This window comes from Nostoc piscinale CENA21 (assembly GCF_001298445.1).
GTDB classification, from domain to species: Bacteria; Cyanobacteriota; Cyanobacteriia; order Cyanobacteriales; family Nostocaceae; genus Nostoc_B; species Nostoc_B piscinale_A.
This window is the reverse complement of sequence record NZ_CP012036.1, coordinates 1,262,656-1,275,465: the sequence shown is the minus strand read 5'-3', so window position 1 is coordinate 1,275,465 and position 12,810 is coordinate 1,262,656. Positions and strand designations below refer to the sequence as shown.

The window sequence follows — 12,810 nt, the reverse complement described above, 5'->3', positions numbered from 1 at the left end:
TTGTAAACCTGCCTGCCTGTTCCACAGAGGGAAAAATCATTAGACTTCAACGCTATTTTTCAGTACAGACTCCTAGCAAATCCAATAATTGTCAGGACTTACTGTTTTTTGAGAATGGGTGTAGGTATGTAGAATTAATAGGGGTGATGAGGGAGACAAGGAGGACAAGGGAGACAAGGGAAATAAGATAGATTATTTATTGGTATTGCTGAAAGCAGTGTGAACCGATGCAAAAAATTATCCCCACACTCAACAATACCAATAGTATTTCGATACTTACATTATTTTTTCTGCATTTCTTGGCGCTTTTGTTCTAAAGTCGCCAGTAATTTCAGCACAGGCGCTTCAAATTCGGCATTTCTTTTGTTGACGGCTTCAATAGGTGGTACAGAAAGAGTATCTGGAAAATTGAAAACTAAATCACCGATACGGATTCCTAAAGGTCTTAAATGTCCACCCTGGAGTTTGGCGCGGAAATTTTCTGGTGGCTTTTGCAAGCTATTATAGAACCATTCCCTTGTAGATTTGCCAATGTTATCTAAAGGAAAATAAACTAAACCCAGCAAATTAAATAAATTACTGTTTTTAATTAAAGCCTCGGTTTCTTGGGGAGTTGGTTTAACGTTAAAACCAAGACTGATAATAAAATCTGCTAAGGCTTTGGGTTTAATTGCGCTGTCTAGTCCAGTATTAACTGGTGCTAATAATAGAGATGCTTGGCTTTTAATAAAAAGACTGTTAATCTTGACATTCGATGAATCAAAATATGTTTGGTTCTGGTCTATATCTTGATTAACATAATAGGAAGTTAATTCTTTAGCATTGGTACGTTGCTTTTCTAAGTCACGAATTAGGTTTAATAAATCATTGACGATACTTTGAACTTTTTTTAGCTTGTTTTTCTGGGGATAAATTTCCTGAAGTTTCTTTGATTATTTCCCAAACAAAAGCTTCTATTTTTTCTGGCTCTTTAGGTAAAGCACTAAAAGCTTCTAAAAGAGCAATATACTTACAACCAATACTGTGACCTATCCAAGAAAAGTTAGAATCATCTAGATATATTTTATAGTCATAACCTGCTACTTCTGCCATTCTGACTAGTTCTGGTATGAGCTTATATTGTTCTCGAATGAGAAATCCTGACTCCCTATAATGGTCAAAAGTAAAGTTGAATGGCAAGAGAATAATTGTATAGCCTTGCTTATACAAGCATTCCAGCAAATAGCGATAAAAAAACATTGGCCCAAATGTGCCGAAAAAAGCTCCACCAATGAATTGAATTACGCCTTTAGGTTGGGGATGTAGTGCTACCCAGCTAAAAGAAACTGGTTGAAATCTCAATTTTAAATTCTTCATGTTTGTGCTTGATAAACAGTACAAATTGCGGGTGTGCTGATGAATCAGAACACGCCTGAGAAAGATAAGATGAGATAACTAATAACTTCTCAGAATCTCATTTGATTCGGAAGTAGCAGTAATTTACAGCAGATGATAAGTGACTGAAGTACAAAGTTTAGTTCTCGAATTGAGATAGAGGACGATTGTGATTTTGAATTCTGCTGTATGTTTGTGGTTTGTCATTAAATACTGCACGTTAAGTAATAATTACGTTAACTGTAATCTTTCTTTACAATTGATGATATTGTCTTGTAGTGTCTTCATCTGAACTACTGTGGCAAATAGGTTGATAAAATCTAGACGCAGATAGCAATTATGCACCAAAAATAGTGGAATTTGGAGATTTTATGCCCAAGCTCAACGTTAAACAAAAAAACTGGTTACTTTCAGCCCATGTTGCATTTGGTAGTATTTGGTTTGGTACAGCGTTGAGCATGATAGCGATCGCCTTAAAAAATAGTCATACTACTAACGGTGATGAATTGTATGCGGTTAATGCTGCTTTGAAATTGCTTGATGATTTTGTGATTATTCCCTCTGCGAACCTGTCTTTACTGACTGGTGGACTGCTTTGCTGGCTAACTATTTGGGGATTTTTCAAACATTATTGGGTAATCTTCAAATGGGTTGCGACAGTGACTTTGATTACAACTGGAACTGTGTGGTTAGGGCCTTGGTTGAATGCTGCTACTAGTATTTCAGATGTTGAGCGATCGCAAGCCTTGAGTAATCCTCTGTACAATTTTGATATCAAAGGTGTTTTAATCGGTGGTGCTATTCAAACTTGCTTTATACTTGCGATTATTGCCGTTTCCGTACTGAAACCTTGGGGTAGAAGAATTATCAAATCCGCAGAAGCATCTCCGGCTTTAAAAACTGAGACGAAAGTAAATTAAGTGTCGGAAATCAGAATTCAGAATTTTGAATGAATCATTCTGAATTCTGACTCCTGAGTTCTGAATTCTTACATTTTTTGATAGCGCATTCCAGGGAGTTGGGAAACCAAACCCATGAGTTCGAGTTGTAATAACAAACCAGAAACAGAACTAGCGGGAATGCCGGTTGTTTGGACGATCGCATCAAAGGGTAAAGTATTACAGGCGATCGCATCAATTATTTGTTGCATTTGTGGTGATAAATTCGGTAAACTCAACGGTTCTGGGCTTGGGGAAGGTGTGACTGTATCTAATTTGGGGACAGCTCCCAACAAAGTTAATAGTTCATCTAATTCTCGAAAAATTATCGAAGCACCTTGGGAAATTAACTTTAAACAACCTTGGGATGGATAATCATCTAATCTTCCTGGTAGTGCATAAACATCTCTGCCAAAATCGTTGGCGTAAGTAGCAGTAATCAACGCACCAGATTTTAAAGGCGCTTCCATCACTAAAATTGCCCGACTTAAGCCGGCAATAATTCGATTACGTCGCGGAAAATGAGTCCGGTCAGGTGGGGTTTTGGCGGGATATTCACTTAAAACTAAACCTGCGCCTAAAATCTGCTTGTACAAATCTCGGTTTTTGTGGGGATAAATCACATCTACACCCGTTCCTAAAACAGCGAGTGTACGTCCGCCAGCTTTGATTGTGGCGCTGTGGGTTTCGGTGTCAATTCCCTCCGCCATCCCAGAAACCACGGTAAAGCCATTTTTCGCCAAAGCTGTGCTGATTTGACGAGTCCAACGAATCCCATACTCCGAAGGTTGACGAGTCCCAACAATTCCCACCATCGGTTTTTGCCCGAAGTTTTCAGCTAAATCAACTTCACCCCGATAATACAAAACAGGCGGCGGACTAGGTGTTTCTAGTAATAAGCGGGGATATTCAGCATCGGCTGGTGTCCAAAAATGCGAGTTTTCTTGCTGGTGTTGGGTAAGTAATTGTTCTGGATGTAATTGCGATCGCATTTTGATTACTTTGCCCAAAGTTTGCAAACCAAAACCCTCAACTTCCCCTAATTCAGCTTTACTAGCCTCCCAAGCTGTAGATAAACTACCAAAATGCTGTTTTAAACGTTGCAATAAAACTGGGCCAATTCCCGAAATTTGCCCCCAAGCTAACCAATATGCGCGTTCTTCTACCACTTACTGACCTCACACCCACTCTAGTTGAGTATTCCCAAATCATCCGCAGTAGCTACAGTTTTTTCATTTCAACTTTTTTGATGGAGCAGCACCTTAATTTTTAACAACTTTTAAAGTTTGCAAACTTGAATCTGCACATCCACTGATTATCCCGCCCATTGCTTGAATTTGTTGCAGATATGCTAAAGCTGCTTTAGTAATTATTTCTCCTGGCATTAAAACGGGGATTCCCGGAGGGTAAGGACAGACAATTTCGGCACAAATGCGATCAATTGTTTGTTCTATTGATAAAGTTTCACTAGGGGCAAAAAAACGCTGTCCGGGGAGATACCTGCACCTTGTACTCAGCAAAATTCTGCTCAATTGGAGTCTTAATCAAGATTCTGTGACGGTGATACTTTTCGGCAAGAATTTGGCAAGCTGTAATTAATTGCTCAATATCGTTGATTGTGTTTCCCAAACTAATAATAAAAGTCAAATTATGTAAGGAAGAAAATTCCGCAGTTACCCCCAACTTTTCATCTAAAATTTCCTCCGCCTCAAACCCAGTTAAACCTAATTTACTGACGTTAATTGTCAACCGAGTTCTATCTAATTCCCGAAAACCAGGTGATAATTGTGGCGACAAAATTGATAAACCGAGAATTTGACTGATTTTGTTCCTGGCTATATCTGCAAGTTGCAAAGTCCGTGACATGAGTTGTTCACCATTCAGCGCCATTTGTTGACGTGCAGCATCTAACGAAGCTAAAAGTATGTAACTCGGACTGGTAGACTGAACTAGTTGCAAAGCTTGACTAATGCGATCGCTATCTATTCTCTGTCCTTGAATATGCAGCATCGATGCTTGTGTCATCGCACCAAGAACTTTATGAATTGACTGCACAGTTAAATCTGCACCTGCGGCTAAAGCTGGGGTAGGTAATTCAGGATGAAAAGCGAAATGTGCGCTGTGGGCTTCATCAACCAACAAAGGAATATTATATTGATGGGTAATGTTGGCGATCGCACCTAAATCTCCACAAACACCGTAATATGTGGGATACACTATCAACACCGCTTTGGTATCGGGATGCTGTTGTAAGGTAGTTGCGACAGCTTCGGGCGTGATACTGTGGGCAATATCAAAAACCGAGTCATATTCAGGATTGATAAAAATTGGGATCGCACCAGAAAGAATTAAACCCGCGATCGCTGAAGAATGCACATTGCGCGGCAAAATGATTTTATCGTCTGTACCACAAGTAGCGAGAATTGCTGCCTCAATGCCACAAGTAGAACCATTGACAAGAAACCATGTTTGTGAAGCACCAAACGCCTCTGCTGCTAATGCTTGGGCGGCTTGAATTACACCTTGGGGAGAAAACAAACTATCTAACTCAGCTAATTCGGTTAAATCTGTCCGAAATAACTTTTCACCCAGTAAATCAGCCAATACTGGCGATATTCCTTGACCCCGCTTATGTCCAGGAGTGTAAAACGGCGCATGAGGCTTAATTGTACAAGCTTTGAGCGCATCTAATAAAGGTGTTTGGTATTGATTAGGCATGAATAAGTTTCAGACTTCACACTTCATACTTTTAATATCTTCTTAATCTCCGCTTGATTGTCGGTTGATAACTTCATCGCATTTATACAGCAAATTCATTAAGGGTGGATATGGATTTTATCAATTGCGATCGCCTCTTATCAAATCGTTATAAACGGCGGAGTGTTTTACTGGGTGCGGGATTTTTTACAGGTTTAGCATTAACCAGCCAATGGGAACCAGCATTAGCAACATCGAGATTTTCTAGCTATCCCTTTACTTTGGGTGTAGCGTCTGGCGACCCATTACCAGATAGTGTGGTGTTATGGACAAGGTTAGCACCAGACCCCTTAAATGGCGGTGGAATGCCATCAAGAAACGTGGTGGTACATTGGGAAGTCGCCCTAGATGAGAAGATGCGAAAAGTTGTCCGACGTGGTAAAACTTTAGCGATCGCAGATTTAGCCCATTCAGTACATATTGATGTTCAAGGCTTAGAATCTAACCGTTGGTATTGGTATCAGTTTCGCGTTGGTAATGAACTTAGCCCCATTGGTCGGACTCGCACAGCGCCAGCCTTTCATAGTTACATCAGACAACTAAACTACGCCTTTGTTTCTTGCCAAGATTGGCAAAATGGCTTTTACACCGCCTACCGCCATCTAGCCGAAGAAGATATTGAGTTAGTTGTACATCTAGGTGATTACATTTACGAGTACGGGCCAGAAACAGGCGGGCCGCGTCAGCATAATAGCCCAGAAATTATGACTCTGACAGACTACCGTAACCGTCACGCCCTTTATAAAACCGACCCAAATTTACAAGCGGTTCATGCAGCCTTTCCTTGGATAGTCACCTGGGATGACCACGAAGTAGAAAACAACTACGCCAACTTAATTTCCGAAGATAACATCAACCCAGAAGTCTTTGCCCAACGTCGCGCTAACGCCTACAAAGCCTACTACGAACACATACCATTGCGTTTATCTTCATTTCCTAATGGTGCGAACCTGCAACTTTATCGACGCTTGAGTTATGGCAACTTAGCCCAGTTCCACGTTTTAGATACTCGTCAATATCGCACAGACCAACCCTGTAATGATGGACTCAAGCCCCGTTGTGTGCAAGCCTTTGACGCAAATGCCACAATGACAGGCTCACTGCAAGAACGCTGGCTATTCAACGGATTAGACCTATCTCGCGCCTGTTGGAATATTATTGCCCAACAGACAATGTTTGCTCAATTTGATTTTGATGCCCGTCCTGAGATTGGATTATTCAATGTAGACCAATGGGATGGCTATGTAGCGGCACGTAATCGAATTGTGAACTATCTCAACTATCGCCGACCTTCTAACCCTGTAGTAATTACAGGCGATATCCATTCCAGTTGGGTACACGACATTAAACTTGATTTTAATAATCCCGCTTCCGTAACCGTAGCGACTGAATTCGTTGGTACTTCCATCACCTCAGACTTCCCCACCTCATTCATTGCACCAGTGCAAGCCGCCTTGAGAACTAATCCTCATACCAAGTTTTTTGATGGTGCATTCCGGGGTTACGTCCGTTGCCAAGTTACTCCTAAACAATGGCAAAGTGATTATCGGGCAGTTTCTAGCATTGTTGATCCCAATGCTTCTATCAGCACCCTAGCTTCCTTCGTTGTCCAAAATGGGCAACCAGGAGCATATCGGCAAGCTTAATTTTGCCAATCCTGTTAATAACTAGATTGTTGTAGGTGGGCAAATACCACCTACAATTTTTGCGTAATTTCATAGAGGAAAATCTGAAGTTTTGTTAACCAATGCGTAATTCTTCGTAGTCACTCTGAAGTTATAAATAGAGAGAAAAAGTTCACACCTCAAGCTTGTGACTTTTAACTCAGCAATGCTAAACAGCCAAATTCATTTGTCTACTAAATTAAAAGGTCAACCAAAATCTATGCAATCCCAAGAAACAGAACCAACAGTTATTGATTCGCAAATATTACCAGAGTTACACGCTGAGTTATCCAAAGAAATATACAGTAATCTGAATCATGATAAACTAGCTGAATTATTAGAAAAATATGGTCTGTCAGATCTAGAATCATTTCAATTACAGTTCTTAATCGACCTAAGTCAAGTTAAATCTAGCCAAGAAAATCAAGGAATTTTGCCTAGTATTACCCCGCCAAAGGTTAAATTACAAGGTTATTACTACAATGGACAATGGTATAGCTGTGGTTTTCCTTAAAAATACACTGCATCTTGCTCATACAAGACAAAAAGCAGATTGAGAAACATTTTTTCTGTAGTAAATATTAGAATGGTGTAATCTTTCTTTTACTATTACTAATAAGTTACGAAAACAAAATAAAAATTTTCTCAATCAAAAAAAGTGGTGTTGTCTTTATTCAAGATAACACCGCTTTTTTCATACATTTAGTAATATTTGATAAAACTCTTTTCTCTAAAAATAAAGTTGCAGAATAGCAGTAAAAATAAACTTTGATAATAAGCACAACAAACGAATTTTGTCAATTATTCAACAGGTTATTGCATTTTAAAAGTACAATCACAATTGTTCAGTGAGTTGTGCGGAGATATGAGCAATCTTCATTGGTGGTCAAGAATTTTAGGCAGTGCAATAGGCAGTGTTATAGCTTTTTCTGCTAACTCAACTTCTGCCCAAATCATGCAGGATGGGACATTACCCACCAATTCTCAAGTTACAACCCAGAACAATACTACAACAATTACAGGGGGTACTCGCGTCGGTGATAACCTCTTCCATAGTTTTTTGAATTTTTCTGTCCCTGCTAACACTACAGCTAGTTTTCAAAATACTGCTGGTATTCAAAACATTATCAGCCGCGTCACAGGTAATTCTATTTCTGAAATTGATGGTACTCTCCAAGCTGGAGGTACAGCTAACCTGTTTTTGATTAACCCCAACGGAATTGTGTTTGGGTCTCAAGCGACATTAAATATTGGCGGTTCTTTTCTGGCAAGTACAGCTAGTAGGATTAACTTTGCTGATGGCAAGACATTTAGTGCGACAGATACACAAGTTTCATCTCTATTATCTGTCAGTATTCCCATTGGTTTACAATTCACAGCGATCGCGGCTCCTATCCGCAATTTATCTCAAGCAAGTCCCAATGGTGCAATGAATGTGATTGATCAACCTGTTGGCTTACAGGTGCAGTCAGGTAAAACATTAGCACTAGTGGGTGGTGATTTATTCTTAGATGGAGGAAATATAACAGCGAAGTCGGGAAATATTGAATTAGGAAGTGTTTCCCCTAATAGTCTAGTTACTCTCAAGCCTATCAGCCAAGGTTGGGTCTTGGGATATGAAAGTGTCAATAATTTTCAAAATATTCGACTAGTTCCACGAGTAGTTGGTAGCACGACGATAGGTTCTGTCATAGATGCTAGTGGTGTAGATGGTGGTGGCAGAATTACAGTACAAGGTAACATTGTCGAACTAATTAGCCGCCATGCAATTGTTACAAGTCAAACTCTAGGTATGAGAGACGGACAAGACTTAACAATTAACGCTAAGAACTTAATTCTTCGGGATGGCGCACAAATTCGTGTTTCTACCTTCAACAAGGGAGATGGGGGAAATTTGAATGTCAATGCTTCTGATTCAGTGGAGTTAATTGGTGGGAGTTTTGAGCCAGTTATGAATCGTCCTATAGCCACTGCATTGGTGAGTGATACTGCTGGTGATGGTCATGCGGGTGATATTACAGTTAACACTAGTAGATTGCGCCTACAAAATGGCGCAGAAATATCAGCTAGCTCTGGTGGTAATATAAATCCTTCAACTTCGACCTTGATACCAGCTAAAGGTAACGGAGGAAATATCACAATAAATGCTTCTGATTCAGTGGAGATAACTGGTATCTTAGCAGTAGGTTTTCCTAGCAATTTGTCTGCCACAACCATAGGCCCTGGAGCAGCAGGTACAGTGGCAGTTAATACAGCAAAATTATTGATAAGAGATGGCGGTATAACTGTTACTAGTCGAATTCCAAGACTTCCACCTGGTACTAAATATCAAGGAAATGTCAATGAACTAGGTACAGCAGGTGAAATAAATGTAAATGCTGGCTCTATTCTACTGGATGAGAAAGGACAAATCACCTCTAATAGTCAAGGTGGTGGAGGTGGGGATATTACGTTGCAGGTGCAAGATGTATTATTATTACGCCGCAGTAGTCAAATATCCACTAATGCAGGTACAGCCAACGCTCCAGGGGATGGTGGCAATATTACTGTTAATGCGCCTAATGGTTTTATCGTCGCTACTCCCCAAGGGAATAATGACATTACAGCCAATGCCTTTTCTGGTGCTGGTGGTAGGATTATCATCAATGCCAATAATATATTTGGCTTTGTGCAACGGAGTCGCGCTGACTTAGTACAAATATTAGGTACTGAAGATTCTAGACAACTAAACCCCAACCGACTCCCCACCAGCGATATTACCGCCTTTTCGCAACAAAACCCTTCATTAAACGGTACTATTCAAATCAATACTCCCGATGTTGACCCCAGTCGCGGTTTGCTCGAACTTCCCGCAGAACCTTTTGATGCTTCGCGGCAAATTGCCACATATTGTAAACCAGGGGGTAAATTCAAAAAAGGTTCTTTGATTGCTACAGGTAAAGGCGGAATTGCACCTAGTCCTACAGACCCCTTAATGGATGATTCAGTTTTAGTAAATTGGATTACTCTTGATGGTGAAAGTGAAAATAGTGTTAGTCATTTACCCCATCATATAAGCAGGCAAAAATTAGATTCTGTAACTCAAGAAACTCAAATTGTCCCCGCTCAAGGCTGGGTACAAGATGGTAAAGGTAATGTAACTTTAGTTTCCCAAGCGCCAACTGTGACACCCCATAGTCCATTACTTAATCCTGTGTCTTGTGCTGCTAATTTGTAATTAGGAGTGTGTTGTGTCAAAACTTAATGCACAGAAAAAAATGGTGTATTACGGCTAATTCGCACTGTCTTAAGTGCTGAATCTTTGCATAGCTGTAATACACCCTAATTATATGTAGCAGTCCTAGTTGATATGTGAACAACAAAGACAAGGGAGAGAGATGTTTATTCTGAGTTATGAGCCAATTTTTCTAAGATAAAGAATCTAAATCCAGGGCTTGCATTCCTTGAGTTTTGGCAAAGGTGAGCATACTGATCAATTGCAACCATACTAATAAGCAAGTCAATAAACTCATTGGTAAACCAACTCCCAAGGCCAGAATAGGGGGAAAACCAAAGATGGCTAAACCTGAATAGAGAAAAAGGCTAATACCAAAAGTAATACCGATAAATGGTACTAATAATTGTTGGGAATAAACATTAGATTTGGATTTTTCTGTACTATTTTTTTGCCATTTCTGCACAATAGTTTTAAGTGTGCCAGATAACCCAGCACCAGAAGTTACAGCAATGAATAAGCCAATAGCTAGGAGAAAATAAGGTGGTTGTTCTGGGAAGTAGTACATGGAAACTCCGAATTATATTAAAAGGTCAGAAAATTTAGTGTTTGTAATAGTGTGCTATCAAAATGATAGGAGGTAAAATTACCTCCTGTTATCCGATGGGAGTTTACAGGTTTTAGTGTGTGATACCTGATGCCGAATCTCCTAAATTAACAAAAGCTGTAGCTCTTGGTAAAATAGCGGCTACTCCTTCTCTAGAAAATTCTGTCAACAAGCGAATTGCGACATCGATTAAACGATTGGGTTTAATGTCATCTTTGACTAAATCCCACAGGCGTTGTACTTCTTCTGTATGCAGACGGTCATCTTCTGTGAGGGCTAATACTAATTGTCGCCGCAGAAATTTACCTTCTTCTGATAACAGAAATTGCAGTCCCATTTGGGCTGTCGGTAATACATCAAAGTTAATATCTGTGCGAGCGATCGCAATTAAATTTTCCAATCGCTGCCATTGGAATTTACCATCTTTGAATAGCACATTCAGCAACCGTCGGCGCAATTGGGGAGACTCGCCTGTAAGTAAGCGTCGGGCAATGTAAGGATAACCAACCTCAACAATTTTAAAATTGGGGTTGAGGCTGAGGGCAATTCCTTCTTGTGTGACTAATGACCGAATAATTAACGCAAACTTAGCCGGGACTCGAAAGGGATATTCATACATTAATTCCGAAAATTCATCGGTAATGGTTTTGAAGTTAAAATCCCCAACGTTTTTACCAATTGCATCACCTAACACAGCTTCTAGTGCTGGTACAATTGGCTCAATATTTGTGTCGGCAGTCAGAAAACCCAATTTGACAAAATCTGTAGCTAAGTCCAGATAGTCTTTGTTGACCAAATGTACTAAAGCATCAACTAAATTTTCTTTGCTGGTTTCTTCTAACTGATCCATCATGCCAAAGTCGATGTAAGCCATACGACCGTCGGGCATAGCAAATAAGTTACCAGGATGGGGGTCAGCGTGGAAAAAGCCGAACTCTAGCAGTTGACGCAACCCACAAGTGACAGCAATTTGGATAAGAGCTTCTGGGTCTAACCCAGCAGCGCGGATACTTTTTGTATCTGTTAGCTTCAAGCCATTAATCCATTCTAGGGTTAATACTCGACTGCTAGTGTAACGCCAGTAAATTGCCGGGACTTTTACCTGTGGGTCGTTGCGGAAGTTGTTGGCAAATTTTTCGGCGTTCCGGCTTTCGTTGATGTAGTCAATTTCTTCAAATAATTTTGTCCCGAACTCGTCCACAATTAAGGTCAAATCGTGACCGAGATTTAGGGGTAGCCAAGGTGCAAGCCAACCAGCAGCCCAGCGCATTAAATAAAGGTCTAAGGTGAGAACTGGTCGGAGGTTGGGGCGTTGTACTTTGACGGCAACTTCTTCACCACTAATCAAACGTCCCCGATAAACTTGACCTAAACTTGCCGCCGCTACAGGTTTTGGTGATAATTCGCTGTAAACGGCTGATATTGGGCAATCAAGTTCTTTTTCGATAATTGCATAAGCGATCGCATTATCGAAAGGTGGCAGTTGGTCTTGTAATTTTACCAACTCTTCTAAGAAATCTTTGCGAATCAAGTCAGGCCGGGTGGAGAGGGCTTGACCGACTTTAATGAATGTGGGGCCTAGGCTTGTGAGTAGTTGACGCAACTGGGTAGCTCGCTTTCCCCGATTCTGCTCTACTTGATTTTGCCATTCATCCCACTTTAGACTCAAAATGAATCCAGCAAAAGACCAGATAATTCTCAGCAAGCGTCCCCATGCTGACCAGGGGCGGTAACGATAGTGACGAGCGATCGCTTCTGGATTATATCGCTTTAGCTGAGCAGGTTGATACTGACCCACGCTTTTGTTTGCCTCTTCAACTGGGAAATCTACACTGTTGTTTTTCAGCATCCTAAAATACAAGCTGATTGCTCGTTAGGATAACCTGAGCTTTTTATAAAAAACTATTAAACTTTACCTTTTTTCGGGTACACACGCAGCCATAAAAGCTTACCGTGCTTACCTAAATTTTTTATCTTTTTCTTAATTATACTTTATAAAAGTACAAAAAATCACCGCGAATCGGGCAAAAATCAATGTGCAATAGTTAAAGAATTGTTAAGAAAAGGCTTTTTTGGGTATATTGTTACTGAGCCGGGATGTAATTATGTTTATTTGCTACAAGTTATCAAGTTTGGAGGGTGACTTGTAGCGATCGCACTTGCTTACTAGTGGTTCTTGTCAGTTTGCTGCATTTGAGTTGTTAGATCGCGCTTGGCTGACAAGCTAACAACTGTTCTACCGCTTTCTGCTTGCTT

The 12,810-nt window shown here is 40.3% G+C and carries 11 protein-coding genes; 4 read left to right on the top strand and 7 right to left on the bottom strand.

Going from position 1 to position 12,810, the window contains the following annotated elements:
* Positions 1 to 281: 281 nt before the first annotated feature.
* Together ACX27_RS33400 and ACX27_RS33395 are read right to left on the bottom strand one after the other, a co-directional pair.
* On the bottom strand, positions 282 to 566 hold the full coding sequence (locus ACX27_RS33400) for a hypothetical protein (protein WP_235526515.1): 285 nt from the start codon (positions 564 to 566) through the stop codon (positions 282 to 284).
* Between the two features lie 298 nt (positions 567 to 864).
* On the bottom strand, positions 865 to 1,356 hold the full coding sequence (locus tag ACX27_RS33395; protein WP_235526514.1) for a DUF1350 family protein: 492 nt from the start codon (positions 1,354 to 1,356) through the stop codon (positions 865 to 867).
* Positions 1,357 to 1,745: 389 nt separating this feature from the next.
* Between ACX27_RS33395 and ACX27_RS05665 the strand changes: the two genes are divergently transcribed.
* Positions 1,746 to 2,294, top strand: a complete 549-nt coding sequence (locus ACX27_RS05665) for a hypothetical protein (RefSeq protein WP_062298171.1) — start codon at positions 1,746 to 1,748, stop codon at positions 2,292 to 2,294.
* Between the two features lie 68 nt (positions 2,295 to 2,362).
* Here ACX27_RS05665 and dprA read toward each other — a convergent pair whose 3' ends face one another.
* The 3 genes from dprA to ACX27_RS05655 form a co-directional block, all read right to left on the bottom strand.
* Complete coding sequence (gene dprA / locus ACX27_RS05660; protein WP_062289529.1) at positions 2,363 to 3,481, bottom strand: DNA-processing protein DprA; 1,119 nt, start codon at positions 3,479 to 3,481, stop codon at positions 2,363 to 2,365.
* Positions 3,482 to 3,574: 93 nt separating this feature from the next.
* A complete protein-coding gene (locus tag ACX27_RS35640) occupies positions 3,575 to 3,832 on the bottom strand; it encodes an Orn/Lys/Arg family decarboxylase (protein WP_418006774.1) in 258 nt (85 codons plus the stop codon).
* Positions 3,780 to 5,030 carry an aminotransferase class I/II-fold pyridoxal phosphate-dependent enzyme gene (locus tag ACX27_RS05655; RefSeq protein WP_418006773.1) on the bottom strand — a complete coding sequence of 417 codons (1,251 nt, stop codon included), beginning with the start codon at positions 5,028 to 5,030 and terminating at the stop codon, positions 3,780 to 3,782. Before ACX27_RS05655 ends, ACX27_RS35640 begins: the two co-directional genes overlap by 53 nt.
* A gap of 110 nt (positions 5,031 to 5,140) precedes the next feature.
* Here ACX27_RS05655 and ACX27_RS05650 point away from each other — a divergent pair, with 110 nt between their 5' ends.
* The 3 genes from ACX27_RS05650 to ACX27_RS05640 all read left to right on the top strand — a co-directional run bounded on the left by ACX27_RS05650 (position 5,141) and on the right by ACX27_RS05640 (position 9,950).
* The gene (locus tag ACX27_RS05650; protein WP_062289527.1) at positions 5,141 to 6,715 is read left to right on the top strand and encodes an alkaline phosphatase D family protein; all 1,575 of its coding nucleotides are present in this window, start codon (positions 5,141 to 5,143) and stop codon (positions 6,713 to 6,715) included.
* Between the two features lie 184 nt (positions 6,716 to 6,899).
* The gene (locus ACX27_RS05645; RefSeq protein ID WP_062289522.1) at positions 6,900 to 7,247 is read left to right on the top strand and encodes a hypothetical protein; all 348 of its coding nucleotides are present in this window, start codon (positions 6,900 to 6,902) and stop codon (positions 7,245 to 7,247) included.
* A 351-nt stretch (positions 7,248 to 7,598) separates the two neighbouring features.
* Positions 7,599 to 9,950, top strand: a complete 2,352-nt coding sequence (locus ACX27_RS05640; RefSeq protein WP_062289519.1) for a two-partner secretion domain-containing protein — start codon at positions 7,599 to 7,601, stop codon at positions 9,948 to 9,950.
* A 190-nt stretch (positions 9,951 to 10,140) separates the two neighbouring features.
* Here ACX27_RS05640 and ACX27_RS05635 read toward each other — a convergent pair whose 3' ends face one another.
* Together ACX27_RS05635 and ACX27_RS05630 are read right to left on the bottom strand one after the other, a co-directional pair.
* Positions 10,141 to 10,515, bottom strand: a complete 375-nt coding sequence (locus tag ACX27_RS05635; RefSeq protein ID WP_062289515.1) for a hypothetical protein — start codon at positions 10,513 to 10,515, stop codon at positions 10,141 to 10,143.
* 112 nt (positions 10,516 to 10,627) lie between these two features.
* Positions 10,628 to 12,352: an ABC1 kinase family protein gene (locus ACX27_RS05630; RefSeq protein WP_062298170.1), complete on the bottom strand. Its 1,725-nt coding sequence runs from the start codon at positions 12,350 to 12,352 to the stop codon at positions 10,628 to 10,630.
* Positions 12,353 to 12,810: the final 458 nt, after the last annotated feature.

Excerpts from the sequence above, each read along its gene's own strand:
- ACX27_RS33395 (WP_235526514.1), bottom strand. The coding sequence starts at position 1,356 with ATGAAGAATTTAAAATTGAGATTTCAACCAGTTTCTTTTAGCTGGGTA.
- ACX27_RS05665 (WP_062298171.1), top strand. The coding sequence starts at position 1,746 with ATGCCCAAGCTCAACGTTAAACAAAAAAACTGGTTACTTTCAGCCCAT.
- ACX27_RS05655 (WP_418006773.1), bottom strand. The coding sequence starts at position 5,030 with ATGCCTAATCAATACCAAACACCTTTATTAGATGCGCTCAAAGCTTGT.
- ACX27_RS05650 (WP_062289527.1), top strand. The coding sequence starts at position 5,141 with ATGGATTTTATCAATTGCGATCGCCTCTTATCAAATCGTTATAAACGG.
- ACX27_RS05645 (WP_062289522.1), top strand. The coding sequence starts at position 6,900 with ATGCTAAACAGCCAAATTCATTTGTCTACTAAATTAAAAGGTCAACCA.
- ACX27_RS05640 (WP_062289519.1), top strand. The coding sequence starts at position 7,599 with ATGAGCAATCTTCATTGGTGGTCAAGAATTTTAGGCAGTGCAATAGGC.
- ACX27_RS05635 (WP_062289515.1), bottom strand. The coding sequence starts at position 10,515 with ATGTACTACTTCCCAGAACAACCACCTTATTTTCTCCTAGCTATTGGC.